Source organism: Roseateles sp. GW823-FHT07B05 (assembly GCF_058794515.1).
This window is the reverse complement of sequence record NZ_JBXAGX010000006.1, coordinates 1-24,360: the sequence shown is the minus strand read 5'-3', so window position 1 is coordinate 24,360 and position 24,360 is coordinate 1. Positions and strand designations below refer to the sequence as shown.

General features: G+C 69.3%; 25 protein-coding genes. 20 read left to right on the top strand and 5 right to left on the bottom strand.

Annotated features, from left to right (window positions below):
- The first annotated feature begins 130 nt into the window (after window positions 1-130).
- Together AC1Q7O_RS14505 and AC1Q7O_RS14500 are read left to right on the top strand one after the other, a co-directional pair.
- Entirely contained in the window at window positions 131-1,267 is a 1,137-nt protein-coding gene (locus AC1Q7O_RS14505) for a PilT/PilU family type 4a pilus ATPase (RefSeq protein WP_492657806.1), read from the top strand.
- A gap of 2 nt (window positions 1,268-1,269) precedes the next feature.
- On the top strand, window positions 1,270-2,160 hold the full coding sequence (locus tag AC1Q7O_RS14500) for an NAD(P)-dependent oxidoreductase (protein ID WP_492657805.1): 891 nt from the start codon (window positions 1,270-1,272) through the stop codon (window positions 2,158-2,160).
- Window positions 2,161-2,293: 133 nt separating this feature from the next.
- Here AC1Q7O_RS14500 and AC1Q7O_RS14495 read toward each other — a convergent pair whose 3' ends face one another.
- The 3 genes from AC1Q7O_RS14495 to AC1Q7O_RS14485 form a co-directional block, all read right to left on the bottom strand.
- Complete coding sequence (locus AC1Q7O_RS14495; protein ID WP_492657804.1) at window positions 2,294-2,905, bottom strand: BON domain-containing protein; 612 nt, start codon at window positions 2,903-2,905, stop codon at window positions 2,294-2,296.
- Between the two features lie 19 nt (window positions 2,906-2,924).
- A complete protein-coding gene (locus AC1Q7O_RS14490) occupies window positions 2,925-3,503 on the bottom strand; it encodes an SIS domain-containing protein (protein ID WP_492657803.1) in 579 nt (192 codons plus the stop codon).
- Between the two features lie 252 nt (window positions 3,504-3,755).
- On the bottom strand, window positions 3,756-4,148 hold the full coding sequence (locus AC1Q7O_RS14485; protein ID WP_492657802.1) for a YraN family protein: 393 nt from the start codon (window positions 4,146-4,148) through the stop codon (window positions 3,756-3,758).
- On the opposite strand from AC1Q7O_RS14485, the gene rsmI reads away from it, so the two are divergent.
- Window positions 4,141-5,061, top strand: coding sequence for a 16S rRNA (cytidine(1402)-2'-O)-methyltransferase (rsmI, locus tag AC1Q7O_RS14480; RefSeq protein ID WP_492657801.1), 921 nt, complete (start codon window positions 4,141-4,143; stop codon window positions 5,059-5,061). The genes AC1Q7O_RS14485 and rsmI overlap by 8 nt on opposite strands.
- Before the next feature lie 23 nt (window positions 5,062-5,084).
- On the opposite strand, the gene AC1Q7O_RS14475 is transcribed toward rsmI, so the two are convergent.
- The gene (locus AC1Q7O_RS14475) at window positions 5,085-5,417 is read right to left on the bottom strand and encodes a hypothetical protein (RefSeq protein WP_492657800.1); all 333 of its coding nucleotides are present in this window, start codon (window positions 5,415-5,417) and stop codon (window positions 5,085-5,087) included.
- 135 nt (window positions 5,418-5,552) lie between these two features.
- Here AC1Q7O_RS14475 and tldD point away from each other — a divergent pair, with 135 nt between their 5' ends.
- The 7 genes from tldD (at window position 5,553) to AC1Q7O_RS14440 (ending at window position 13,408) form a co-directional block, all read left to right on the top strand.
- Complete coding sequence (tldD, locus tag AC1Q7O_RS14470) at window positions 5,553-7,016, top strand: metalloprotease TldD (protein WP_492657799.1); 1,464 nt, start codon at window positions 5,553-5,555, stop codon at window positions 7,014-7,016.
- Between the two features lie 212 nt (window positions 7,017-7,228).
- Window positions 7,229-8,170, top strand: a complete 942-nt coding sequence (locus tag AC1Q7O_RS14465) for an esterase/lipase family protein (protein WP_492657798.1) — start codon at window positions 7,229-7,231, stop codon at window positions 8,168-8,170.
- A gap of 116 nt (window positions 8,171-8,286) precedes the next feature.
- Entirely contained in the window at window positions 8,287-9,027 is a 741-nt protein-coding gene (locus tag AC1Q7O_RS14460; protein ID WP_492662715.1) for a lipase chaperone, read from the top strand.
- Between the two features lie 213 nt (window positions 9,028-9,240).
- Window positions 9,241-10,365, top strand: a complete 1,125-nt coding sequence (locus AC1Q7O_RS14455) for a 3-deoxy-7-phosphoheptulonate synthase (protein ID WP_492657796.1) — start codon at window positions 9,241-9,243, stop codon at window positions 10,363-10,365.
- A gap of 13 nt (window positions 10,366-10,378) precedes the next feature.
- Complete coding sequence (locus AC1Q7O_RS14450; RefSeq protein ID WP_492657795.1) at window positions 10,379-10,690, top strand: hypothetical protein; 312 nt, start codon at window positions 10,379-10,381, stop codon at window positions 10,688-10,690.
- A gap of 65 nt (window positions 10,691-10,755) precedes the next feature.
- Window positions 10,756-12,636: a molecular chaperone HtpG gene (htpG, locus tag AC1Q7O_RS14445; RefSeq protein ID WP_492657794.1), complete on the top strand. Its 1,881-nt coding sequence runs from the start codon at window positions 10,756-10,758 to the stop codon at window positions 12,634-12,636.
- A 214-nt stretch (window positions 12,637-12,850) separates the two neighbouring features.
- Complete coding sequence (locus tag AC1Q7O_RS14440) at window positions 12,851-13,408, top strand: GNAT family N-acetyltransferase (protein WP_492657793.1); 558 nt, start codon at window positions 12,851-12,853, stop codon at window positions 13,406-13,408.
- On the opposite strand, the gene AC1Q7O_RS14435 is transcribed toward AC1Q7O_RS14440, so the two are convergent.
- Entirely contained in the window at window positions 13,409-14,113 is a 705-nt protein-coding gene (locus tag AC1Q7O_RS14435) for a Crp/Fnr family transcriptional regulator (RefSeq protein WP_492657792.1), read from the bottom strand.
- 119 nt (window positions 14,114-14,232) lie between these two features.
- On the opposite strand from AC1Q7O_RS14435, the gene AC1Q7O_RS14430 reads away from it, so the two are divergent.
- The 10 genes from AC1Q7O_RS14430 to AC1Q7O_RS14385 all read left to right on the top strand — a co-directional run bounded on the left by AC1Q7O_RS14430 (window position 14,233) and on the right by AC1Q7O_RS14385 (window position 24,085).
- Window positions 14,233-16,170: an AMP-dependent synthetase/ligase gene (locus tag AC1Q7O_RS14430; RefSeq protein WP_492657791.1), complete on the top strand. Its 1,938-nt coding sequence runs from the start codon at window positions 14,233-14,235 to the stop codon at window positions 16,168-16,170.
- Entirely contained in the window at window positions 16,167-16,991 is an 825-nt protein-coding gene (locus AC1Q7O_RS14425; RefSeq protein WP_492657790.1) for an ABC transporter ATP-binding protein, read from the top strand. Before AC1Q7O_RS14430 ends, AC1Q7O_RS14425 begins: the two co-directional genes overlap by 4 nt.
- On the top strand, window positions 16,991-17,920 hold the full coding sequence (locus AC1Q7O_RS14420) for a branched-chain amino acid ABC transporter permease (RefSeq protein WP_492657789.1): 930 nt from the start codon (window positions 16,991-16,993) through the stop codon (window positions 17,918-17,920). The genes AC1Q7O_RS14425 and AC1Q7O_RS14420 overlap by 1 nt, the downstream gene beginning before the upstream one ends.
- Window positions 17,907-18,179 carry a hypothetical protein gene (locus AC1Q7O_RS14415; protein WP_492658105.1) on the top strand — a complete coding sequence of 91 codons (273 nt, stop codon included), beginning with the start codon at window positions 17,907-17,909 and terminating at the stop codon, window positions 18,177-18,179. The genes AC1Q7O_RS14420 and AC1Q7O_RS14415 overlap by 14 nt, the downstream gene beginning before the upstream one ends.
- 3 nt (window positions 18,180-18,182) lie before the next feature.
- Entirely contained in the window at window positions 18,183-19,247 is a 1,065-nt protein-coding gene (locus tag AC1Q7O_RS14410) for a branched-chain amino acid ABC transporter permease (RefSeq protein WP_492657788.1), read from the top strand.
- Window positions 19,248-19,284: 37 nt separating this feature from the next.
- On the top strand, window positions 19,285-20,601 hold the full coding sequence (locus tag AC1Q7O_RS14405) for an ABC transporter substrate-binding protein (RefSeq protein WP_492657787.1): 1,317 nt from the start codon (window positions 19,285-19,287) through the stop codon (window positions 20,599-20,601).
- A gap of 156 nt (window positions 20,602-20,757) precedes the next feature.
- On the top strand, window positions 20,758-21,564 hold the full coding sequence (locus AC1Q7O_RS14400; protein WP_492657786.1) for an ABC transporter ATP-binding protein: 807 nt from the start codon (window positions 20,758-20,760) through the stop codon (window positions 21,562-21,564).
- Complete coding sequence (locus AC1Q7O_RS14395) at window positions 21,561-21,860, top strand: hypothetical protein (protein ID WP_492657785.1); 300 nt, start codon at window positions 21,561-21,563, stop codon at window positions 21,858-21,860. Before AC1Q7O_RS14400 ends, AC1Q7O_RS14395 begins: the two co-directional genes overlap by 4 nt.
- Complete coding sequence (locus tag AC1Q7O_RS14390; RefSeq protein ID WP_492657784.1) at window positions 21,857-23,092, top strand: phenylacetate--CoA ligase family protein; 1,236 nt, start codon at window positions 21,857-21,859, stop codon at window positions 23,090-23,092. The genes AC1Q7O_RS14395 and AC1Q7O_RS14390 overlap by 4 nt, the downstream gene beginning before the upstream one ends.
- A 15-nt stretch (window positions 23,093-23,107) precedes the next feature.
- Window positions 23,108-24,085, top strand: a complete 978-nt coding sequence (locus tag AC1Q7O_RS14385) for a tripartite tricarboxylate transporter substrate-binding protein (RefSeq protein ID WP_492657783.1) — start codon at window positions 23,108-23,110, stop codon at window positions 24,083-24,085.
- The last annotated feature ends 275 nt before the right edge of the window (window positions 24,086-24,360 follow it).

The window sequence follows — 24,360 nt, the reverse complement described above, 5'->3', positions numbered from 1 at the left end:
ACGCCGAACCACCCCCCGAGGGGGTGCAATCCAATGCGCGCCAGGCGCCCATCGGATTGCATCGCGGGCCGGCTTGGGAGCGGCCCGGCGCTCGGCCCGAACACGGGTACTACTTCGTATCGGATAGATCATGGAACGCGATCAGGCCTCGAAATTCATCAACGACCTGCTGCGGCTGATGCTGTCGCGCAAGGGCTCCGACCTGTTCCTGACGGCGGAGTTCCCGCCCGCCATCAAGGTGGACGGCAAGATGACCAAGGTCTCGCCGCAGCCGCTGACCGGCCAGCACACGCTGCAGCTGGCGCGGGCCATCATGAACGACAAGCAGGCCGCCGAGTTCGAGCGCTCCAAGGAGTGCAACTTCGCGATCTCGCCGCACGGCATCGGGCGCTTCCGCGTCAACGCCTTCATCCAGCAGGGCCAGGTGGGCCTGGTGCTGCGGACCATCCCGTCCACGCTGCCCACCATCGAGTCGCTGGACCTGCCCGTGGTGCTGCGCGAGGTGGTGCAGCAGAAGCGCGGTCTGGTGATCGTCGTGGGCGCCACGGGCTCGGGCAAGAGCACGTCGCTGGCCGCGATGATCGACGAGCGCAACGAGACGACCTACGGCCACATCGTGACCATCGAGGACCCGATCGAGTTCGTGCACCCGCACAAGAACTGCATCGTCACGCAGCGCGAGCTGGGCATCGACACCGACAGCTGGGAAGCCGCGCTGAAGAACTCGCTGCGCCAGGCGCCCGACGTCATCCTGATGGGCGAGCTGCGTGACCGCGAGACCATGGACCACGCCATCGCCTTCGCCGAGACCGGCCACCTGTGCATGGCCACGCTGCACGCCAACAGTGCCAACCAGGCGCTGGACCGCATCATCAACTTCTTCCCCGAAGACCGCCGCCAGCAGCTGCTGATGGACATCTCGCTGAACCTGCGCGCGCTCATCAGCCAGCGGCTGCTGCCGCGCCGCGAGGGCAAGGGCCGCGTCGCGGCCGTCGAGATCCTGCTGAACACGCCGCTGATCTCCGACCTCATCTTCAAGGGCGAGATCAGCGAGATCAAGGAACTGATGAAGCGCTCGCGCGAGCAAGGCATGCAGACCTTCGACCAGGCGCTGTTCGACCTCTACGAGGCCGGCAAGGTCACCTACGAAGACGCGCTGCGCAACGCCGACTCCGTGAACGACCTGCGGCTGCAGATCAAGCTCAACAGCGAGCGCGCCCGCAGCGGCGACCTGTCGACCGGCACCGAACACTTGACCATCCTCTGAGCATGACCACTCGCGCCTACGACCCCGTTCCCTCCCGCCGCGTCGCCTTCCTGGGCCTGGGCGTCATGGGCCATCCCATGGCCGGCCATCTGGCGCGCGCCGGCCACCAGGTCACCGTCTACAACCGCACGACGGCCAAGGCCGAGGCCTGGGCCGCGGAGTACGGCGGCGCCTTCGCGGCCACGCCGGCGGCGGCCGTCAAGGGCGCGGAGTTCGTGTTCTGCTGCGTCGGCAACGACGACGACCTGCGCTCGGTGGTGCTGGGCGAGCAGGGCGCCTTCGCCGGCATGGCGGCCGGCGCGGTGTTCATCGACCACACGACGGCCTCGGCCGCGGTGGCCCGCGAGCTGCATGCCGAGGGCGCGAAGCGCGGCCTCCCGTTCGTTGACGCGCCGGTGTCTGGTGGCCAGGCCGGTGCCGTCAACGGCGCGCTGACCGTGATGTGTGGCGGCGAGGCGGCGCCGTTCGACGCGATGAAGCCGCTGGCGCTGGCCTTCGCCAAGGCCGTCACGCTGCTGGGCGGCCCGGGCTCGGGCCAACTCGCCAAGATGGTCAACCAGATCTGCATCGCCGGCGTCGTGCAGGGCCTGTCCGAGGCGGTGCGCTTCGGCCAGAACGCGGGCCTGGACATGCATCAGGTGCTGGACGTCATCGGCAAGGGTGCCGCCCAGAGCTGGCAGATGGACAACCGCGGCAAGACCATGGTCGACGACAAGTTCGACTTCGGTTTCGCGGTCGACTGGATGCGCAAGGACCTTGGCCTGGTGCTCGACGAGGCGCGCCGCAACGGCTCGCGCCTGCCGCTGACGGCGCTGGTGGACCAGTTCTACGCCGACGTTCAGGCGCTGGGCGGGAACCGCTGGGACACGTCGTCGCTGATCAAGCGTCTTTGACCTCAACTCAAACCGGGCGCCGGGCCGCCCCAAGCCGGGTTTGAGCCGATGTGCTCGTGGGCCACGGCCCACGAGCATCGGCGTCCCCTCGGGGGACCGGTCAGCGCTTCAGCGCTGGACGAGGGGCGAATGTTTACTGCTTTTTGGGCAGCGTGCGGGCGAGTTCTTCCTCGCTGATGATCTCGAACGCCCGCACGACCTTCTTCACGCCACTGACCTGGCGCGCGATCTCGGTGGCGCGGTTGGCTTCGCGCTCGGTCACGCGGCCCATCAGGAACACCTCGCCGCGCTCTGTGACGACGTAGAACGCGTTGCTCTGCAGGTCGCGCGCGTCGATGAGCTGGGCCTTGACCTTGCCCTTGAGCACGACGTCCGCGGAGCGCGTGCTCAGCGAGCTGTGCATCGTGACGGCCACTTCGTTGAGCACCTTGCTGACGTTCTCGACGCCGGCCACGAGGCGTTCCACCTCGGCCTGGTCGGCCTCGTTGCGGGCCTCGCCGGTGATCAGCGCGACGCGGTTGTAGCTGTTGACGTTGATGTGGACCTTGTCGCCCAGCTGCTCGCGGATGCGCGCACCGGCCTTGACCTCGATGGTCTCGTCCTCCAGCTGCGTGCCGGACGTGCGGCGGTCGGTGGCGACCGTGACGCCGCCCATCATGGCGCCGCCGATCAGCAGCGGCGCGCAGCCGGTGGCGAGCGTGCTGGCGAGCACGGCGGCGGTCAGGGTCAGGGTGAACTTCTTCATCGTCGGAATTCCAATCAGGTTATTCATCACTGCCGAGCAGCTGCAGGTCGACGGCGTCGGCCAGCGCATGCAGCAGCACGCGCTGGGCTTCCACAACGCGCGGCTCGCGCCCGTGGCTGACGCGGATCTGGATGTCGGTGTCCTGCAGCACGCCGCGCCACTCGTCGGCGGCGCCCTGCGGCTGGGCTGTCAACGCGATGATGCTCATCTCCTGCGAGTGGGCCACGGCCAGCGCGGGCTGCCAGGCGTCGCGCTGCTCGCGCAGCGGCTCGATCATGATCAGCACGTCGCCCGGGTGGCCGTGGGCCTGCAGCAGCCGGGCCAGGTCCAGCCCGGCGGCCTCGCGGGCCTGGGCGGCCAGGCTCCAGGCGGCCAGGCCCGGGCGCTCCTGCTCGAAGCGGCCCGCCAGGCGAGCGGCCAGGTAGTCGGCGTCCATGCTGGCCAGGCCCTGCGCCGCGCACAGGATGCGGTTGCCGCCGGTGATGGCGTCCACCACCATCTGCGCCGCCATCGCGAGGGGCCGGGCCAGTTGCTCGGCGGCCTGGTAGAGCAGGTCGGCGCTTTCGAAGAACTGTTGCTGGATTCGTTGTTCGATCATTGGGCGTGATCATAGAAGCCCCTCGTCCGGCCTTGCCCGCGCTGAACGCGCGCAAGTCCAGCCTGGGACCGCGCTGCGGCATGAGCCGCGGCGCTTCGCCAGGCACAGCGCGCCCACTGGGTGCACTGTGTCCGGGCTCAGCCCCGAGGGGACGGCGATGCCTTTGGCATTGAGCCAAAGGCACATCGCCTGCGGGCCGGCTTGGGGCGGCCCGGCGCCGGTCCGCGTTGAATGCGCCCGCGCCGGGCTGGGTCAGGCCGCGTCGAAGGCGCCTTGCAGCCAGGTCAGCGTTTCGCCGTCGATGGCCACGACGTCGAAGCGGCACGGCGGCGGGCTGGCGTGGCGCAGCAGGTAGTGCTGGGCGGCGTAGATCAAGCGTTGCTGCTTGCGCGCGGTGACGCTGGCGGCCGCGCCGCCGTGGGAGGTGTCGGCGCGGGCGCGCACCTCCACGAAGACCAGCGTGCCGTCGCGGTCCTGCATGATGAGGTCCACCTCGCCGGCGTGGCGGCTGGGGCCGGCGGCGACTCGATAATTGCGCTCCAGCAGGCGCAGGCCGGCGCGCTCCAGGTGCGCCAGCGCGGCGTCTTCCGCCGCGTCGCCGCGCGTCTTCGTCGCCGGTTTTGATCGAGAGCCCCAGTTGAACATTGACGCCTCCCTGCTTCGCCAGGCCGCCCAGGCCGCGGCCGGCGGCCAGCAGTATCCGGCCGCGACGCTCTATCTCGTCGCCACGCCCATCGGCAATCTGGCGGACCTGAGCCTGCGCGCCATCCACCTGCTGGGACTGGCCGACGCGCTGGCCTGCGAGGACACGCGCCAGGGTGGCGGCCTGCTGCGTCACCTGGGCCTGCACAAGCCGCTGATCGCGCTGCACCAGCACAACGAGCGCGAGGGCAGCGCGGCTGTCATCGCACGGCTGGCGGCGGGCGAGCGCGTGGCGTATGCGTCCGACGCGGGCACGCCGGCGATTTCCGACCCGGGCGCCGTGCTGGTGCAGCAGGTGGTGGCGGCCGGCTACCGCGTGCTGCCGCTGCCGGGCCCCAGCAGCACGGTGACGGCGCTGTCCGTCGCGGGCGATACGGCGGCCACCAGCTTTGCCTTCGCCGGCTTCCTGCCCACCAAGGCCGGCGAGCGCCGCACGGCGCTGCAGGCGGTGCTGGCGGTGGAGGGCCAGAGCCAGGTCGTCTTCGAGGCGCCGCATCGCATCGTCGACGTCATTGCGCTGCTGGCCGAACTGGCGCCGGCGCGCCGCGTGACGGTGTGCCGCGAGCTGACCAAGCAGTTCGAGAGCATCCACACGGCCGAGGCGGCGACGCTGCCGGCGTGGCTGGCGGCCGATGCGCAGCGCCAGCGCGGCGAGTTCGTGCTGGTGTTGCACGCGCTCGCCGCCCAGGCGTCGGCCGATGACGAACTGCCGGCCGAGGCGCAGCGCACGCTGGCGCTGCTGGCGGCCGAACTGCCGCTGAAACAGGCCGTGGCGCTGGCTGCGCAGATCAGCGGCGCGCCGCGCAACCGGCTCTACGACGCCGGGCTGAAGCTCAAGCGCACCAGCGACGAATAGCTAGCCACGCGTGGCGGCTGGCCTCACTGGCCGGGCGTGCGCTCGTTGTGCTTCTTGCGGCGGATGTCGCGGCTGGCGCCGTCCTGCATGGCGTGCAGGCGGCGGCGCTCCTTGGCGGTCACGGTGCCGTCGGACTTGGCCTTGGTTTCGGCGTTGTCGATGCGGGCCTGCTCCTTTTCCAGGCGCTGCGTCTCGTGCGCCGTCAGGCTGCCGTTGGCGGCGCCCTGGGCGATGCGGGCCTGCTGGTTGGCTTCGCGCTGGTCCACGCGCGGCGTGTTGGTGCCCGGCGTCTGGGCGAAGGCGCTAGCGCCGGCCAGGGCCAGCAGGGCGATCAGGGTCTTGTGCGAGGTCTTCATGGCGTGCTCCTTGGGAGGGTTGGGTGGCGAGGCCCCTCCACAACGACCACTGTGCACGCCGGGCCGACGCGGCGCGCGTAACAAGACATATCCATGTCTTCCAAGGTCTGACCGCCGGCTTCCTAGAATCAGCCCATGATCGCCGTCGAACCCACCCTGGCCCGCCTGGCCACCGCCCGCTCGCAACTGCTGGAGCCTTTCGGTCTGACCGAAGCGTCTCTGAGCCAGGCGCTGCGCCTCATCACCGAGCACCGGGTCGACGATGCCGACCTGTACTTCCAGACCACGCGCGCCGAGGGCTGGAGCCTGGAGGAGGGCATCGTCAAGAGCGGCTCCTTCAGCATCGACCAGGGCGTGGGCGTGCGCGCCGTGGCCGGCGAGAAGACGGCGTTCGCCTACTCTGACGACATTTCGCTCGATTCGCTGCTGGACGCCGCACGCACCGTGCGCACCATCGCCGCCGCGGGCCAGAGCAAAAAGGTCAAGGTGCCGGCGCAGGGCCGCGTGGCCGGCAGCCGCGAGCTGTACGGCGTGGCCGACCCCATCGCCAGCCTCGACAGCGCCGCCAAGGTGGCGCTGCTGGAGCGCGCCGAGAAGATGGCCAGCGCCAAGGACCCGCGCATCGTGCAGGTCATGGCCGGCCTCGCGGCCGAGCACGAGGTGGTGCTGATCGCCCGCGCCGACGGCACGCTGGCCGCCGACGTGCGCCCGCTGGTGCGCCTGTCCATCACCGTCATCGCCGAGAGCAACGGCCGCCGCGAGGTGGGCTCGGGCGGCGGCGGCGGCCGCTTCGGGCTGGCCTATTTCACCGACGAGATGATCGCCACCTACGTCGAGCAGGCCGTGCACGCGGCGCTGACCAACTTGGAAAGCCGCCCCGCGCCGGCCGGCGAGATGACCGTCGTCGTCGGCCCGGGCTGGCCCGGCGTGCTGCTGCACGAGGCCGTGGGCCACGGGCTGGAAGGCGACTTCAACCGCAAGGGGTCGAGTGCCTTCTCCGGCCGCATCGGCCAGCGCGTGGCCGCCAAGGGCGTGACCGTGCTGGACGACGGCACGCTGCCCGACCGCCGCGGCTCGCTGAACGTCGACGACGAAGGCTGCGCGAGCCAGCGCAACGTGCTGATCGAGGACGGCATCCTGAAGGGCTACATCCAGGACGCGATGAACGCGCGCCTGATGAAGACCGCCCCCACCGGCAACGGCCGACGCGAGAGCTACGCCCACGTGCCCATGCCGCGCATGACCAACACCTACATGCTGGGCGGCAAGGACGACCCGCAGGAGATCGTCGCCTCCATCAAGAAGGGCCTGTACGCCACCAACTTCGGCGGCGGCCAGGTCGACATCACCAGCGGCAAGTTCGTGTTCAGCGCCAGCGAGGCCTACTGGGTGGAGAACGGCAAGATCCAGTACCCGGTCAAGGGCGCCACCATCATCGGCAACGGCCCCGACGCACTGACCCGCGTCAGCATGATCGGCAACGACATGGCGCTGGACACCGGCGTCGGCGTCTGCGGCAAGGAAGGCCAGAGCGTGCCGGTGGGCGTGGGCCAGCCGACGCTGCGCATCGACGGGCTGACGGTGGGCGGCACGGCCTGAGCATGCACCGCCCCTCGCGCACAAGCGGGGCGGCTGTCTGTCCTCCGAACCGGGTTCGGAGCAACGCCGAGGCGCGCTGCCGCCCGGCTCTGCACACTCGCGGTCGCTGATCCAGTCAGTCGGCTGGACCAGGGGACGTGAACCCCGGTCTTGCAGTTCCCCCCGCGGTGCGCGTCCTGTTTCCCCCAAAGAACATCCACCGGAGACAGGCAATGAATTGGCAATCGAACTGGCGCGCGCTGATGCGCCGCTGCATGGTCGTCGTGGTCGCGGGCTGCGCCAGCATCGCGGCCTCGGCCGACACCTACACCCAGACCCGACACCCCATCGTGCTCGTGCACGGCCTGCTGGGCTTCGACGCGCTGGGGCCGGTGCAGTACTTCTACGGCGTGCCCGCCGAGCTGCGCTCGGGCGGCGCGGTGGTCTACACGGCCAGCGTGTCGCAGAGCAACAGCACCGAGGTGCGGGGCGAGCAGCTGCTCAAGGAGCTGCAGACCCTCCAGGCCCGCTACGGCCACACCAGGTTCAACCTGATCGGCCACAGCCACGGCGGCAACACCGTCCGCTACGTGGCGGCCGTCGCGCCCGGCCTGGTGGCCAGCGTGACAACGATGGGCACGCCCCACCAGGGCAGCAAGGTGGCGGACGCGGTGGCGGCCATCACCGGCAGCACGGGCACGACTGGCGCCGTGGCGGCCGTGGTGAACGGCCTGTCCAGCGTCATCGCGACGCTGTCCGGCAGCGCCGGCAACCCGCAGAACGCGCTGGCGTCGCTGAAGTCGCTGTCCACCGCCGGCGCGGCCGACTTCAACCGCCGCTTCCCGCAGGGCGCGCCCACCAGCAGCTGCGGCAGCGGCCCGGCGGTGGTGAACGGCATCCGCTATTACTCGATGGGCGGCACGTCGGTGGGCACCAACCTGCTGGACGTCAGCGACGGCTTCCTCGTCGCCAGCAGCGTGTTCTTCGGCTTCGAGCCCAACGACGGCCTGGTGTCGCGCTGCTCCAACCACTGGGGCCAGGTGCTGCGCGACGACTACGCGTGGAACCACATCGACGAGATCAACCATGTGTTCGGCCTGCGCGGGCTGTTCTCGTCCGACCCGGTGTCGGTCTACCGCGCCCACGCGAACCGGCTGAAGGGCGCCGGGCTGTGAGGCGGGCGGCCGCGCTGGCCCTGGCCGTGGCGACTGCGGCAGGGTGTGTCGCCTGGTCGCCGCGCGAGCAGCCGCCGGCGGTCGTGCCGGCGGTCGCCCCGGTGCCGGCGCCAGCCGTGGCTGGAACCGCACTGGCACCGCCCGGCCCGGCGTCAGCCGCCGTCGTGCAGGCGGCGCCTGCGGCGGACGCGGCCTTGCCGCCGTCGCTGCAAGGCACCGAGGCCGACGGCGGCTGGCGCGCCGATGCGCAGGGGCGGCTGGTCGTCGACCGGGCGCTGCGCCGGCGCCTGGACTACTGGCTCAGCACGGTGGGGGAGTGGCCGCCGGAGGTGATCGGCGCGCGCCTGCTCGCGGCCGCCGCGCGCGACCTGCCGCCGCCTGCGCTGCAGGAGTTGCAGGCGCTGTGGGGCCGGTACGTGGCGCTGCAGCGCCACCCGTGGCAGCGCGTCGTGCTGCCGGCCGACCCGTCGAGCTGGCGCCCGGCGCTGGAGGAGCGGCAGTCAGTGCGGCGGATGCAGCTCGGCCGGGCGACGGCCGATGCCTTCTACGGCGACGAGGAGCAGCGGCTGTGGCGAGACATCCTGGCGCGGGAGGCAGGGCAGTGGCGGCCCGACGACGCCGTGGCGCCGGTTGCCGAGCATCCGCAGTCGGCGCAGCGCGTGGCGGCGGTGCAGGCCGAATGGGCGCGCTGGGACGCCCGGGTGGCCGAGGCACGCGCCGAATGGGGGCGTCTCCAGACGGCGGTGGCGTTGTCCGCCTCGCAGCGGGAGGCCGCCTGGGCCGGCTGGCTGGCCGCGCGCTTCGACGCCACGGAGCAGTTGCGGGTGCGCGGGCTGGTGGAAGGCGGCGGGGGCTGATGTGGCCGTCAAGCCGCGCTTGCCCGCTGCCGAAAGCTCCGCCGCGCCGCCGTGCTAGATTCCACTCCCATGTCCCGCGCCGCTTACTTTCGCTTTTGGTTTTTTCCCCGCCCCGGCGGTGGAGAGTCCTGAGCGCGCGCGCTGAACAGAGAACTCCCCAAAAACCGCCGAGGCCGCCCAGCCCGGCGGTTTTTTCATTTCAGAGGTGCCCCGATGAACGCCAAAGTCTCTTCCGTCCAGCCCGAAGCCCAGCGCTGGTACTCCCAGGACGACAAGACCAGCGCCACCGACGACGAGCGCATCGTCGACGTGACGCCGCTGCCGCCGCCGGAGCACCTGATCCGCTTCTTCCCCATCAGCGGCACGCCGGTCGAGGCGCTGATCGGCCAGACCCGCCAGCGCATCCGCAACATCATGGCGGCCAAGGACGACCGGCTGCTGGTCATCATCGGCCCCTGCTCCATCCACGACCCCCAGGCCGCCATCGAGTACGCCCGCCGCCTGAAGGTCGAGCGCGAGAAGTACGCCGACACGCTGGAGATCGTCATGCGCGTCTACTTCGAGAAGCCGCGCACGACGGTGGGCTGGAAGGGCCTCATCAACGACCCCTACCTCGACGAGAGCTACCGCATCGACGAAGGCCTGCGAATCGCGCGCCAGCTGCTGCTGGAGATCAACCGCCTGGGCATGCCGGCGGGCTCCGAGTTCCTGGACGTGATCTCGCCGCAGTACATCGGTGACCTGATCTCCTGGGGCGCCATCGGCGCGCGCACGACTGAAAGCCAGGTGCACCGCGAGCTGGCCTCGGGCCTCTCAGCCCCCATCGGCTTCAAGAACGGCACCGACGGCAATATCAAGATCGCGACCGACGCCATCCAGGCCGCGGCGCGCGGCCACCATTTCCTGTCCGTCCACAAGAACGGCCAGGTCGCCATCGTCGAGACGCGCGGCAACGCCGACTGCCACGTCATCCTGCGCGGCGGCAAGGCGCCCAACTACGACGCGCAGAGCGTGGCCGAGGCCTGCGCCGACCTGGAAAAGTCCAAGCTGCCGCAGCGCCTGATGGTGGACTGCTCGCATGCCAACTCCAGCAAGCAGCACCAGCGCCAGCTGGACGTGGCGCGCGACATCGCCGGCCAGATGCGCGAAGGCAGCAACAGCATCTTCGGCGTCATGGTGGAAAGCCACCTGAACGACGGCGCCCAGAAGTTCACGCCGGGCAAGGACGATCCGGCCAAGCTGGCTTACGGCCAGAGCATCACCGACGCCTGCCTGGGCTGGGATGACTCGCTGGCCGTGCTGGACGTGCTGAGCGAGGCGGTCAAGGCGCGCCGCTGACACAATGCGGGCCATGCAGTCCCGCATCACCGTCCTTTTCGACACCGGCGCGCCGGTCGAGCTGCGGCTCGACGGCGCCGAGGTGCTCTGCTTCGAGGCCGCCCGCCGCTGGCTGGACGACCAGTTCGTCGCGCTGGGCTGCGAGCCGCTGCGCAGCTCCGGCAAGGTGCTGCTGGCCGACAAGCTCATCCAGGTCGCCGCCGCGGCGGGCCCGGCCGGCTTTGCGGATGCGGCCTGGGCGCTGGACTATGCCCGCGCGGCCACCGGCGCCTTGTCCAAGGCCCTCGTCAAGATCGATGTGCCGCGCCAGGCGGTGTCGTACTGACCCCTCTTGAACCCCATGCACGCGGCCCCATCTGGGCCGCGTTTTCGTTCACGGACTTCTCCACCATGACCAAGCAAACCCACGCCTTCCAGGCCGAAGTCAAGCAGATCCTGCATCTCGTCACCCACAGCCTGTACTCCAACAAGGAGATCTTCCTGCGCGAGCTGGTGTCCAACGCCAGCGACGCCTGCGACAAGCTGCGCTTCGAGGCGCTGGACAACGCGGCGCTGTTCGAGGACCAGCCCAACCTGGAAGTGCGCATCAGCTTTGACGAGGAAGCCAAGACGCTGACCATCAGCGACAACGGCATCGGCATGAGCGCCGACGAGGCCGCGTCGCACCTGGGCACCATCGCCAAGAGCGGCACGAAGGAGTTCATGGCCAAGCTGGAAGGCGACCAGAAGAAGGACGCCCAGCTGATCGGCCAGTTCGGCGTCGGCTTCTACTCGGGCTTCATCGTGGCCGACCGCATCACCGTCGAGACCCGCCGCGCCGGCTTGGGCCAAGACCAGGGCGTGCGCTGGAGCAGCGAAGGCACCGGCGAGTACGAGCTGGAGACCATCACCAAGGCCGGCCGTGGCACCGACGTCATCCTGCACCTGCGCGACGGCGAGGAAGAGTTCCTGAAGACCTGGCGCGTGAAGTCCACGGTGGCCAAGTACAGCGACCACATCTCGCTCCCCATCCTGATGAAGAAGGAAGAGTGGGACGCGGACAACGCCAAGCAGGTCATCACCGACGAGTGGGAGCCGGTCAACAAGGCCTCGGCGCTGTGGAGCCGCTCCAAGAGCGAGGTCACGGCTGAGCAGTACGAAGAGTTCTACAAGCAGATCAGCCACGACAGCGAGGCGCCGCTGGCCTACACGCACAACCGCGTGGAAGGCCGCAGCGAGTACACGCAGCTGCTCTACATCCCGGCCAAGGCGCCGTTCGACCTGTGGAACCGCGACAAGCGCGGCGGCGTGAAGCTGTACGTGAAGCGCGTCTTCATCATGGACGACGCCGAGGCGCTGATGCCGGTGTACCTGCGCTTCGTCAAGGGCGTCATCGACTCGGCCGACCTGCCGCTGAACGTCAGCCGCGAGCTGCTGCAGGAAAGCCGCGACGTGAAGGCCATCCGAGAGGGCTCGACCAAGCGCGTGCTGGGCATGCTGGAGTCGCTGGCCAACAGCGAAGACCAGGCCGAGAAGGACAAGTACGCCGCGTTCTGGACCGACTTTGGCCAGGTGCTGAAGGAAGGCATCGGCGAAGACCACGCCAACCAGGAGCGCCTGGCCAAGCTGTTCCGCTTCGCCTCCACGCACGCCGATGCCAACGTCAGCCTGGCCGACTACGTGTCGCGCGCCAAGGAAGGCCAGGAGGCCATCTACTACATCACCGCCGACAGCCTGGCCGCGGCCAAGCACAGCCCGCAGCTGGAGATCTTCCGCAAGAAGGGCATCGAGGTGCTGCTGCTGGTGGACCGCGTCGACGAGTGGATGCTGAGCCACCTGTACGAGTTCGAGGGCAAGCCGCTGCAGTCCGTCGCCAAGGGCGCCGTGGACCTGGGCAAGCTGCAGGACGAAGAAGAGAAGAAGAAGGCCGAGGAAACCGCGGAGAGCCTCAAGCCGCTGCTGGACAAGCTGAAGGACGCGCTGAAGGACCGTGCCAAGGACGTGCGCGTGACGACCCGCCTGGTCGACTCGCCCGCCTGCATCGTCGTGGAAGAGGGCGATGTGTCCGGCCACCTGGCGCGCCTGCTGAAGCAGGCCGGCCAGCAGGCGCCGGTGTCGCTGCCGACGCTGGAGATCAACGCCGAGCACGCGCTGGTCAAGCAGCTGGAGGGCAACGCGCGCTTCGACGACCTGGCCCAGGTGCTGTTCGACCAGGCCGTGCTGGCCGAGGGCGGCCACCTGGAAGATCCGGCCGCCTACGTGCGGCGCGTCAACGCGCTGCTGATCGGCTGACGCCCCGGGCAGCCGCCCCGGGGCCGATGGCGTCGGGGCGGCGCGGCTTCGCCTTTCTTTACCGTGCATTTGTGACGGGAATGCGACGACACCCGGCCTGCGGGCTTCCCGCGGCGGCGTGTCGTCGTTAACCTAGGGTTTTTACCGAGTCCCAAGCAGTTTCATGGTCTTGAGTGAGCCCCGCGAACCCCTTGCCGCCGTCCCGGCCGCCTTGGTGACCCGTCGTCTGGTGCTGCGCCCGCCGCGGGACAGTGATCTCGATACCCTGGTGGCGCTGTACGCCGACCCCGCGGTGACGCGCTTCTGCGCCGCGGCCACGCCCCACGGCCGCGATGCGACGCAGGTGCAGTTGCAGGCCTGGATGGCGCACTGGCAGCAGCGCGGCTTCGGCCACTGGGCCATCGCCGAGCGCGACCAGCCCGACACGCTGATCGGCTTCGGCGGCCTGATGCATCGCAGTGTTGCCGGCCACGCCGGGCTCTACCTCTACTACCGCATCACCCCGCAGGCCTGGGGCCGCGGGCTGGCGTCGGAAATGTCGCAGTACGCGTTCGCGCAGGCCTTCGAGCAGCGCCAGGAACCGTCCGTCGTCGCTGCCGTGCTGCCCAACAACGCGCCCACGCGCAAGACGCTGGAAGGCCTGGGCCTGCGCCCCAAGGGCACGCTGGCCGACGGCCCCGGCAGCGCCGCGGCACTGCTGTACGAACTGACCACCGACCGCTGGGCCACGCTGCCGCGCGGCGAGCCCGAGGCCATCGCCTTCGCGGCCTGATCAGTCCGGAAAGCGCCGCAGGCCGGCGAGGTCCAGCACCCGCAGGCCGCCGTATTCGATGCGGATCAGGCGCGCGTCGCCCAGCCGGTGCAGCGCCTGGTTCACGCGCTGGCGCGACAGGCCCACCAGATAGCCCAGCTCCTGCTGCGTGATGCGCAGCCAGTTGCCCACGCCTGGGTACAGCGTCGGGTGGAAGAGCGCGCCGAGGTTGCGCGCGACGCGCACGTCGGGGTCGTGAATGCGGTCGGTCTCGCGTGCCGCAATGAACTGGCCCAACCGTTCATTCAGCTGGTGCAGCACGAAGCGGTTGAACGCGATGCTGCCGTCCAGCAGCGCGTGGAAGCTGTCGATGGGCAGGCCGGCCACGACGCTGGGCCGCAGCGCCTGGATGTTGTAGCGGTAGACCTCGCGCTTGAGCAGCGTGCCCTCGCCGAACCAGCCGCCCGGCGGGATGCCGGTGAACGTGACGGCCTGGCCGGTCGAGTCGTCGTTGTTCATCTTCAGCAGGCCGTCGATGACGCCGAACCAGAACGTCGCCGGCCGGCCGATGCGGCACAGCCGCTCGCCGGGCTCGGCGTCGCCCACCTCCAGCGTGACGATGGCGCGCGAGCGCTGCGCGCCGTCCAGCAGCTTCAGCCACGGGATGGCGTTCAGCTCGGCCGCCGTGGGCTTGCGGGCGCGTTGGCGCAGGGGGATGTCCGCCATGCGGGAAAGTCTGGGCCGTGAAGACCCGTAGATTGTCGTCGTACCGACAGATGGGCGTCAAAGTACTGACCAGAATGGGCCAACAGACGGGGGCCTGAGCCCTCGCGTTGGAGACAGGCTTGACGACCTTTCCTCGGCTCTTGCTCGACCACGCGGCCCGCCGGCCCGACGCGCCGGCGTTGCGCGAAAAGGCCTTTGGCGTCTGGCAGACGCTGACCTGGGCACAGCTCGCCGCGCTGGTGAAGCAGCTGGCGCAGGGCCTGGCCGTGGCGGGGCTGAAGCGCGGCCAGCACCTGGTCGTCGTCGGCGAGAACCGCCCGCGGCTGTACGCCAGCATGCTGGCCGCGCAGTCGCTGGGCGCCGTGCCGGTGCCGCTGTACCAGGACGCCGTCGCGGCGGAGTTCGTCTTCCCGATCAACAACGCCGAGATCGCGTTCGCTGTGGTCGAGGACCAGGAGCAGGTCGACAAGATGCTGGAGCTGCGCGAGCGGTGCCCGCAGCTGGCGCACATCTGGTTCGACGACCCGCGTGGCCTGCGCCACTACGACGAGCCGGGCCTGGCGTCGCTGGACGCGCTGATCGAGCAGGGCCGCGCGGCGCCGGCCGACGTCTTCGCGCGCGAGGTGACGGCCGGCCAGCCCGGCGACGTGGCGGCGCTGTTCTTCACGTCCGGCACGACGGGCAACCCCAAGGGCGTCATCCACACGCATGCGACGCTGATCGACCGCGCCCAGGCCGGCCAGCGCTTCGACAGGCTGACCGCCGACGAGGAGGTGCTGGCCTACCTGCCACCGGCCTGGATAGGCCAGAACATCTTCAGCTTTGCGCAGTGGCTGGCCTGCGGCTACGTCGTCAACTGCCCGGAGTCGGCGAGCACCGTCAGCATCGACCTGAAGGAAGTCGGCCCGACCTACTACTTCGCGCCGCCGCGCGTGTTCGAGGGGCTGCTGACGACAGTGATGATCCGCATGGAGGATGCATCGGCACCCAAGCGCTGGCTGTTCGACCGCTGCATGACGCTGGCCCGCCGCGTCGGCCCGCGCCGCATGGACAGGCAGCCCATAGCCCTGCTGGACCGGCTGGCCTATGCGCTGGGCGACGTGCTCATCTACGGCCCGCTGCGCAACACGCTGGGCTTCTCGCGCGTGCGGGTGGCCTACACGGCGGGCGAGGCCATCGGGCCCGACCTGTTCAGCTTCTACCGCGCCATCGGCATCAACCTCAAGCAGCTCTACGGCTCCACCGAGACGGCCGTGTTCGTCTGCCTGCAGCCCGACCACGAGGCTCGCGCCGACACGGTGGGCGTGCCCATCGAGGGCGTGGAGATCAGGCTCACGGACGGCGGCGAACTGCTGGTGCGCTCGCCGGGCCTGCTGAAGGGCTATTACAAGAACGACGCCGCGACGGCCGAGGCGCTGACGGCGGATGGCTGGTTCCACACCGGCGACGCCGGCTTCCTGACGCCGGGCGGCCACGTGAAGATCATCGACCGCGCCAAGGATGTCGGCCGGCTGCAGGGCGGCGCCTTCGACGGCGCGATGTTTGCGCCCAAGTACGTGGAGAACAAGCTGAAGTTCTTCCCGCACATCAAGGAGGCGGTGTGCTTCGGCGACCGCCGCGAGAAGGTCTGCGCCTTCATCAACATCGACTTCGAGGCCGTTGGCAACTGGGCCGAGCGCCGCAACCTGCCTTACGCCGGCTACACCGACCTGGCGCAGCGCGCCGAGGTCTACCAGCTGATGCTGGAGTGCGTGGAGAAGGTCAACGCCGACCTCGCGCAGGACGAGCTGCTGGCCGGCAGCCAGATCAGTCGCTTCCTCGTGCTGCACAAGGAGCTGGATGCCGACGACGGCGAGCTGACGCGCACGCGCAAGGTCAGGCGCGGAGCCATCGCCGACAAGTACGGTGTGCTCATCGACGCGCTGTACGACGGCAAGGCGTCGCAGTACATCGAGACGCAGGTGAAGTTCGAGGACGGCCGCACGGCCATGGTGGCGGCGGACCTGCGCATCGTCGAGGCGCGCACGTTCCCGGCGGTCAAGGGAGTCGCCGCATGAAGAAGATCGGCGACGTCATCCTCGACGTGAAGAACATCTCGCTGGCCTTCGGCGGTGTGAAGGCGCTGACGGACATCAGCTTCGACGTCCGCGAGCACGAGATCCGCGCCATCATCGGCCCCAACGGCGCGGGCAAGAGCTCGATGCTGAACTGCATCAACGGCGTCTACCAGCCGCAGCAGGGGGCGGTCACGCTGCGCGGCAAGACCTACCGCGGCATGAGCCCGCGCCAGGTGGCCGAGATGGGCGTGGCCCGCACCTTCCAGAACCTTGCGCTGTTCAAGGGCATGAGCGTGCTGGACAACATCATGACCGGCCGCAACCTGCGCATGAAGCGCGGCCTGTTCTGGCAGGCGCTGCACCTCGGCCCCGCGCGTCGGGAAGAGACCGAGCAGCGCGCGGCGGTGGAGCGCATCATCGACTTCCTCGAAATCCAGGCCTACCGCAAGACGCCCGTCGGCCGCCTGCCTTACGGCCTGCAAAAGCGCGTGGACCTGGGCCGCGCGCTGGCCATGGAGCCCAGCCTGCTGCTGCTGGACGAACCCATGGCCGGCATGAACGTGGAGGAGAAGCAGGACATGTGCCGCTTCATCCTCGACGTCAACGACGAGTTCGGCACCACCATCGTGCTGATCGAGCACGACATGGGCGTCGTCATGGACATCTCGGATCGCGTGGTGGTGCTGGACTACGGCAAGAAGATCGGCGACGGCACGCCGGACGAGGTGCGCGGCAACGCCGACGTGATCCGCGCCTACCTCGGTGGCGAGGCGCCCGGGCCGGCCGTGGCCGCGGCAGCGATGCAAGCGGAGGTGGCGTGATGGGACCGTTCCTCGAAACGCTGATCGGCGGCCTGATGGCCGGCATGCTGTATTCGCTGATCGCGCTGGGCTTCGTGCTCATCTTCAAGGCCAGCGGCGTCTTCAACTTCGCGCAAGGCGCGATGGTGCTGTTCGCCGCGCTGGCGATGGCGCGCTTCGCCGAGTGGCTGCCCCGGTTCACCGGCATGGACAGCAAGGTGCTCGTCAACGTGCTGGCCTTCGTCGGCGCGCTGGCGGTCATGGTGGTCGTGGCCTGGCTGGTGGAGCGGCTGGCGCTGTCGCGGCTCGTCAACCAGGAGGGCGTCACGCTGCTGATGGCCACGCTGGGCATTGCCTACCTGCTGGAAGGCGCCGGCCAGATGATCTTCGGCAACGACATCTACAAGATCGACATCGGCCTGCCCAAGGACCCGATGTTCCTGTTCGAGCAGACCTTCGAGGGCGGCATCCTCGTCAGCAAGGAAGACCTGTACGCGGCGCTCATCGCGGCGGCGCTGGTGGCGGGCCTTAGCCTGTTCTTCCAGAAGACCGCCACGGGCCGTGCGCTGCGCGCGGTGGCCGACGACCACCAGGCCGCGCAGAGCATCGGCATCCCGCTGTCGCGCATCTGGGTCATCGTCTGGAGCGTGGCCGGCTTCGTCGCGCTGGTGGCCGGGATGATCTGGGGCAGCAAGCTGGGCGTGCAGTTCTCGCTGTCGCTGGTGGCGCTGAAGGCGCTGCCGGTCGTCATCCTCGGCGGGCTGACCAGCGTGCCGGGCGCCATTGTCGGCGGGCTGCTGATCGGCGTGGGCGAGAAGTTGTCGGAGGCCTACCTCGGGCCGGCACTCGGTGGCGGGATCGAGTACTGGTTCGGCTACGTGCTGGTGCTGGGCGTGCTGTTGGTGCGGCCGCAGGGGCTGTTCGGCGAAAAGATCATTGATCGGGTTTGACGTGAATAGCCCTCACCCCCTCAAACGCATCACGATCTATGTGGATCACGTGGATACGGCGGCCGATTTCGAGGCCGTGACAGCCTGGCTGAACAAGTGGGAAGGTCAGGCGCGAGTGCACGACTACAGCACCGGCGGTTGGGAGCACACCTGGGATATCGAGGCGCCAGCGGCCGCCGTCGCGGAGTTGCCTGACGAATGGCTCTGTGCAAGCAACTGGGCGCCCCCCGAACTCTTCGTCATCCCACCGAAAGCCTAGGCGATGCTCTACCGCGAAAACGGCCAGTTCAAGACGACCTACCCGGCGGACAGCCAGATCCTGCCCATCCGGCAGGATCGCATCGGCATGGCGCTGCTGCTGGCCGTGGCGGTCATCGTCATCCCGATGGTGTCCAGCGAGTACCTGCTGCGCGCCATCTTCATCCCCTTCCTCATCCTGAGCCTGGCGGCGCTGGGGCTCAACGTGCTGGTGGGCTACTGCGGCCAGATCTCGCTGGGCTCGGGCGCCTTCATGGCCGTTGGCGCCTACGTGGCCTACAACTGCCAGGCGCGTTTTGACGGCATGCCGCTCATCGTGTCGCTGCTGGCTGGCGGGCTGGGCGCCACGGTGCTGGGCGTGGCGTTCGGCATCCCGTCGTTGCGCATCAAGGGCCTGTACCTCGCGGTGGCCACGCTGGCCGCGCAGTTCTTCGTCGACTGGGCCTGCCTGCGGCTGAAGTGGGTCACCAACGACTCGACGTCAGGCTCGGTGAGCGTCGCCAACCTGAACCTGTTCGGCGTGCCGGTCGAGTCGCCGCAGTCGCGCTACCTGCTGTGCCTGGCGGTGGTGGTGCTGTTCGCGCTCGTCACCAAGAACCTCGTGCGCGGCCACATCGGCCGCTCGTGGATGGCCATGCGCGACATGGACGTCGCCGCCGCCGTCATCGGCATCCGGCCCATGCACGCCAAGCTCAGCGCGTTCGCCGTCAGCAGCTTCATCATCGGCGTGGCCGGGGCGCTGTGGGGCTTCGTGCACCTGGGCTCGTGGGAGCCGGCGGCGTTCGGCATCAACCGCTCGTTCGACCTGCTGTTCATGGTCATCATCGGCGGGCTGGGCTCTATCTCGGGCGCCTTCTTCGGCGCGGCCTTCATCGTCGTGCTGCCGCTGCTGCTGGACAAGCTGCCCTACTGGACCGGCCTGCCGATGGACACGGCCACGGCATCGCACCTGGCGCTGATGATCTTCGGCGCCCTCATCGTGTTCTTCCTCATCAAGGAACCGCACGGCCTCGCGCGACTCTGGGCCACGGCCAAGGAGAAGCTGCGCCTCTGGCCCTTCCCGCATTGATCCGCACTGACCACAACGACGACAGGAGACAACGCTCATGAAGACCCTCATCACGTGCGCGGCACTGGCCGCTTTGCAGTTGCTCGCGGCGCCCGCCGCGATGGCCCAGGCCAAGGAGCAGTTCTTCCCGTTGCTGGTCTACCGCACCGGCCCGTACTCGCCCAACGGCACGCCGTGGGCCAACGGCAAGCAGGACTACATCAAGCTCATCAACGCGCGTGATGGCGGCGTCAACGGCGTCAAGCTCACGTTCGAGGAATGCGAGACCGGCTACGCCACCGACAAGGGCGTGGAGTGCTACGAGCGCCTGAAAGGCAAGGGCGCCACGCTGTTCGACCCGCAGGCCACCGGCATCACGTTTGCGCTGACCGACAAGGTCCCCAACGACAAGATCCCGCTCATCACGCTGGGCTACGGGCTGTCGGCATCGGCCGACGGCGGCGTGTTCGCGTGGAACTTCCCGCTGATGGGCAGCTACTGGACGGCGGCCGACGCGCTGATCCAGCACCTGGGCAAGAAGGAAGGCGGGCTGGACAAGCTCAAGGGCAAGAAGATCGCGCTGGTCTATCACGACAGCCCCTTCGGCAAGGAGCCCATCCCGCTGCTGGACGAGCGCCAGAAGATGCACGGCTTCGACCTCATCAAGATCCCGGTCACCGCGCCGGGCGTGGAGCAGAAGAGCGCCTGGCTGCAGGTGCGCCAGGCCCGGCCCGACTACGTGCTGCTGTGGGGCTGGGGTGTCATGAACTCCACCGCGCTGAAAGAGGCCCAGGCCACCGGCTACCCGCGCGAGAAGATGTACGGCGTCTGGTGGTCGGGCGCTGAACCCGACGTGAAGGACGTGGGCGAAGGCGCCAAGGGCTACAACGCGCTGAACCTCAACACCTCGGGCCAGAGCCCGAAGGTCATCCAGGACATCCTGAAGCTGGTGCACGACAAGGGCCAGGGCACGGGCCCGAAGGACGAGGTCGGCTCGGTGCTCTACACGCGCGGCCTTGTCATCCAGGCGCTGGGCGTGGAGGCCGTGCGGCGTGCGCAGGAGCGCTTCGGCAAAGGCAAGGTCATGACCGGCGAGCAGGTGCGCTGGGGCCTGGAGAACCTGGCGCTGGACGACAAGAAGCTGGCCGCGCTGGGCCTGACCGGCGTCATCCGCCCCATCAGCACCAGTTGCACCGACCACCAGGGCTCCACCTCCGTGCGCGTGCACACCTGGGACGGCAAGCAGTGGAACTTCAGCTCCGACTGGTACCAGGCGGACGAGGCCATCCTCAAGCCCATGGTGAAGGCCGCGGCGGACAAGTACGCGAGCGAAAAGAAGATCACGCGCCGCACGCCGGCCGAATGCCAGAGCTGACCCGCTGCGCGGCTCAGCTCTTCGAGCTGGTACAGCCCCGCTCCCACCCCTTCCCCGCCCTCCAAGAGGGCGGGGTGCTGAAGCCCCACCCCTGGCCCCTCCCCCGCGGGGAGGGGCACTGACCGCGAGAACGTCCATGCTGATCCGAGAGTTGCCATGACTGCACCGCTCCTCAACGTCAACGGCATCGAGGTCATCTACAACCACGTGATCCTCGTACTCAAGGGCGTGAGCCTGCAGGTGGCCGAGGGCCAGGTGGTGGCCTTGCTGGGTGGCAACGGCGCCGGCAAGACCACCACGCTGCGCGCCGTTTCCAACCTGCTGGAAGGCGAGCGCGGCGAGGTCACCAAGGGCAGCATCGAGCTGCGCGGCGAGCGCATCGAGAAGCTGTCGACGGCCGGCATGGTGGACCGCGGCGTCGTGCAGGTCATGGAGGGGCGCCACTGCTTTGCGCACCTGACCATCGAAGAGAACCTGATGACCGGCGCCTACACGCGCAAGGACGGCCGCGCCGCCGTGGCGGCCACGCTGGAGAAGGTCTACGCCTACTTCCCGCGGCTCAAGACGCGCCGCACCAGCCAGGCCGCCTACACGTCGGGTGGCGAGCAGCAGATGTGTGCCATCGGCCGCGCGCTGATGGCCAACCCGAAGATGGTGCTGCTGGACGAGCCGTCGATGGGCCTGGCGCCGCAGATCGTCGAGGAGGTGTTCGAGATCGTGCGCGACCTCAACGCCAAGGAACGCACCACCTTCCTGCTCGCCGAGCAGAACACCAGCATGGCGCTGCGCTACGCCGACTACGGCTACATCCTGGAGAACGGCCGCGTCGTCATGGACGGCGCCGCCGCCGCGCTGCGCGAGAACGAGGATGTCAAGGAGTTCTACCTCGGGGTCGGCGGGGAAGGGCGGCGCAGCTTCAAGGACGTCAAGAGCTACAAGCGAAGGAAAAGGTGGCTGGCATGAGCGACGACTCGTGGGACATTGCGCCCCCGCCGTTCAATGCGGATGCGGCGCTGCAGACGATGAAGCGCTTCGTGCGTGACCAGCGCGTGCTGGCCGAACGCGGCGACGCGTGGATGCTGGGCGCCGATGCGGTGTTGAAGCTGGCCGTCGACGGCACGGCGGTCAAGGTGCAACTCGCCAGGCGCCCGGCGCGCACGCCCGAGTGGGACACCTTCACGCTGACATCGCCCATCGACACGCGCAAGCTGCAGGACGAGATCAAGCGGCGCCTGACGCGCTGGAAGGACGACGAGTGACGGCGGCGTTCTACGACGCGCTGGAGGCGCGCGATCCGGTCGATCGGGAGGCCGCGCTGATGGCTGCGCTGCCGCTCCAGGTGGCCCACGCGCAGGCCAGCAGCCCGGCGTACATGGAGCTGCTGACGGGCATCGATGCCGCCGCCATCACGTCGCGCGCCGCGCTGGCCGCGCTGCCGCTGACGCGCAAGAGCAGCCTGGCGGCCGCCCAGGCGGCGCGTCGCGCGTTGCGGCTGGGCGGGTTTGCGGCCGGCGTGACGCGCCGCATCTTCCAGTCGCCGGGGCCGCTGTACGAGCCCGAACCCGACGCCGATGGCGCCGACCCCTGGCGTGTCGCCCGGGCGCTGCATGCGGCCGGCATCCGTGCGGGCCAGTTGGCGCACGTGAGCTTCAGCTATCACCTGACGCCGGCCGGCGCCATGATGGAAGCCGGCCTGCGCGCGCTGGGTGCGGCCAGCTTCCCCGGCGGCGTCGGCAACACGGAGCTGCAGCTGCAGGCCGTGCTGGACCTGCAACCCGAGGCCTACGCCGGCACACCCAGCTTCCTGCGCATCCTGCTGGAGAAGGCGGCCGAGGCCGGCCAGGCGCTACCCTGGCTGCAGCGTGCGCTCGTCAGCGGCGAGGCCTGCCCGCCGCCGCTCGTCGCGTGGTTCGCCGAGCGCGGCGTGGACGCCTACCAGTGCTACGCCACGGCCGACCTGGGCCTCATCGCCTACCAGACCGCGGCGCGCGACGGGCTGGTCGTCGAGGAAGGCGTCATCGTCGAGATCGTGCGGCCGGGCTCGGGCGAGCCGCTGCCCGATGGCGAGGTGGGCGAGGTGGTCGTGACGACGCTGTCGCCCGGCTACCCGCTGATCCGCTTCGCCACCGGTGACCTGTCCGCCGTGATGCCCGGTGCCAGTCCTTGCGGGCGCACCAACCAGCGGCTGCTCGGCTGGCTGGGGCGGGCCGACCAGTCGGCCAAGGTGCGCGGCATGTTCGTGCATGCGGGCCAGGTGGCCGACCTCGTCAAGCGCCACCCGGAGGTGCGGCGCGCACGCCTTGTCGTCAGCGGCGAGCTGGCGCAGGATCAGGTCGTGCTGCAGGTGGAAATGTGGAAACCCACAACCCCGGCGCCCGTGGAAAGCCTGATGCTGACCGCTCGCGACCTGACCAAACTGCGGGTTGAGATAGAACTGCTGCCGGAGGGCAGCCTGCCCAACGACGGCAAACTCATCGAAGACCGTCGCTAACCGCTGGAGACATCGATGCGCACTTCATTCAAGCTGGCCGCCAGCCTGCTCGCCACCCTGGCCGCCTTGCCTGCCCTGGCCGAGTACCCGGACAAGCCCATCACGCTGGTCGTGCCGTTCACCGCCGGCGGCCCCACCGACAAGGTCGGCCGCGACCTGGCCGAGGCGCTGCGCAAGCCGCTGGGCGCCACCATCATCATCGAGAACGTCGGCGGCGTCGGTGGCACGCTGGGCGCCAACAAGGTGGCCAAGGCCTCGCCCGACGGCTACACGCTGCTGCTGCACCACATCGGCATCGCCAGCGCCACGGCGCTGTACCGCACGCTGCCGTACAAGACGCTGGAGGACTTCGAGTACCTCGGCATGGTCAACGAAGTGCCGATGACGCTGATCGGCCGCCCCGACCTGCCGGCCAACAGCTACGCCGACCTCGCCAAGTGGATGGCCGCCAACAAGGGCAAGATCAACCTCGCCAACGCCGGCGTGGGCTCGGCCTCGCACCTGTGCGGGCTGCTGTTCCAGCAGGCCGTGCAGACCGACATGACCACCGTGCCCTACAAGGGCACCGCGCCGGCCATGAACGACCTGCTGGGCAGTCAGGTCGACATCATGTGCGACCAGACCACCAACACCACCGGGCAGATCGAGTCCGGCAAGGTCAAGGCCTTCGCCGTCATGTCGTCCAAGCGGCTCACCAGCGGCGCTCTGGCCAAGCTGCCGACGGCCGACGAGTCCGGCCTGAAGGGCTTCAACCTGACGATCTGGCACGGCCTGTACGCGCCCAAGGGCACGCCCAAGGCGGTGCTGGACAAGGTCAACACGGCGCTGCGTGCGGCGCTGAAGGATGCCGACTTCCAGAAGCGCCAGGCGGCGCTGGGCGCGGTCATCGTGGCCGACGGCCGCGTTGCCCCGGCAGAGCACAAGAAGTTCGTCGAGGCCGAGATCAACAAGCTGGGCCCCGTCATCAAGGCGGCCGGCATCTACGCCGACTGAGCCTTTGACCCCTCGCCCACGCGCACGCCGCTGAACGCGGGTGTGCTTGGTCGCTCCCCCGAGGGGACGGCGATGCTTGCGGCGTCGAGCCGCAAGCACATCGCCAGACGGGCCGGCTTGGGGCGGCCCGGCGCTCGGCCCCTCAGGCGTTGATCTTGTCGACCACCAGCCGGTGCTCGCCGTCCAGCACCCACACATTGGCTCTGTCAGAGCAAGTCGGAAAGTTGGCAGCGAAGTCGGAAACTGCTGTCAACGAGAGTCGGAAACTAGGCTGC

Coding starts and splice junctions, on each gene's coding strand:
- AC1Q7O_RS14420 (WP_492657789.1), top strand. CDS start 16,991: ATGGGACCGTTCCTCGAAACGCTGATCGGCGGCCTGATGGCCGGCATG.
- AC1Q7O_RS14395 (WP_492657785.1), top strand. CDS start 21,561: ATGAGCGACGACTCGTGGGACATTGCGCCCCCGCCGTTCAATGCGGAT.
- AC1Q7O_RS14385 (WP_492657783.1), top strand. CDS start 23,108: ATGCGCACTTCATTCAAGCTGGCCGCCAGCCTGCTCGCCACCCTGGCC.
- AC1Q7O_RS14410 (WP_492657788.1), top strand. CDS start 18,183: ATGCTCTACCGCGAAAACGGCCAGTTCAAGACGACCTACCCGGCGGAC.
- AC1Q7O_RS14455 (WP_492657796.1), top strand. CDS start 9,241: ATGAACGCCAAAGTCTCTTCCGTCCAGCCCGAAGCCCAGCGCTGGTAC.
- AC1Q7O_RS14465 (WP_492657798.1), top strand. CDS start 7,229: ATGAATTGGCAATCGAACTGGCGCGCGCTGATGCGCCGCTGCATGGTC.
- AC1Q7O_RS14490 (WP_492657803.1), bottom strand. CDS start 3,503: ATGATCGAACAACGAATCCAGCAACAGTTCTTCGAAAGCGCCGACCTG.
- AC1Q7O_RS14450 (WP_492657795.1), top strand. CDS start 10,379: ATGCAGTCCCGCATCACCGTCCTTTTCGACACCGGCGCGCCGGTCGAG.
- AC1Q7O_RS14495 (WP_492657804.1), bottom strand. CDS start 2,905: ATGAAGAAGTTCACCCTGACCCTGACCGCCGCCGTGCTCGCCAGCACG.
- AC1Q7O_RS14485 (WP_492657802.1), bottom strand. CDS start 4,148: ATGTTCAACTGGGGCTCTCGATCAAAACCGGCGACGAAGACGCGCGGC.
- AC1Q7O_RS14435 (WP_492657792.1), bottom strand. CDS start 14,113: ATGGCGGACATCCCCCTGCGCCAACGCGCCCGCAAGCCCACGGCGGCC.
- htpG (WP_492657794.1), top strand. CDS start 10,756: ATGACCAAGCAAACCCACGCCTTCCAGGCCGAAGTCAAGCAGATCCTG.
- tldD (WP_492657799.1), top strand. CDS start 5,553: ATGATCGCCGTCGAACCCACCCTGGCCCGCCTGGCCACCGCCCGCTCG.
- AC1Q7O_RS14405 (WP_492657787.1), top strand. CDS start 19,285: ATGAAGACCCTCATCACGTGCGCGGCACTGGCCGCTTTGCAGTTGCTC.
- AC1Q7O_RS14400 (WP_492657786.1), top strand. CDS start 20,758: ATGACTGCACCGCTCCTCAACGTCAACGGCATCGAGGTCATCTACAAC.
- AC1Q7O_RS14505 (WP_492657806.1), top strand. CDS start 131: ATGGAACGCGATCAGGCCTCGAAATTCATCAACGACCTGCTGCGGCTG.
- AC1Q7O_RS14475 (WP_492657800.1), bottom strand. CDS start 5,417: ATGAAGACCTCGCACAAGACCCTGATCGCCCTGCTGGCCCTGGCCGGC.
- AC1Q7O_RS14500 (WP_492657805.1), top strand. CDS start 1,270: ATGACCACTCGCGCCTACGACCCCGTTCCCTCCCGCCGCGTCGCCTTC.
- AC1Q7O_RS14425 (WP_492657790.1), top strand. CDS start 16,167: ATGAAGAAGATCGGCGACGTCATCCTCGACGTGAAGAACATCTCGCTG.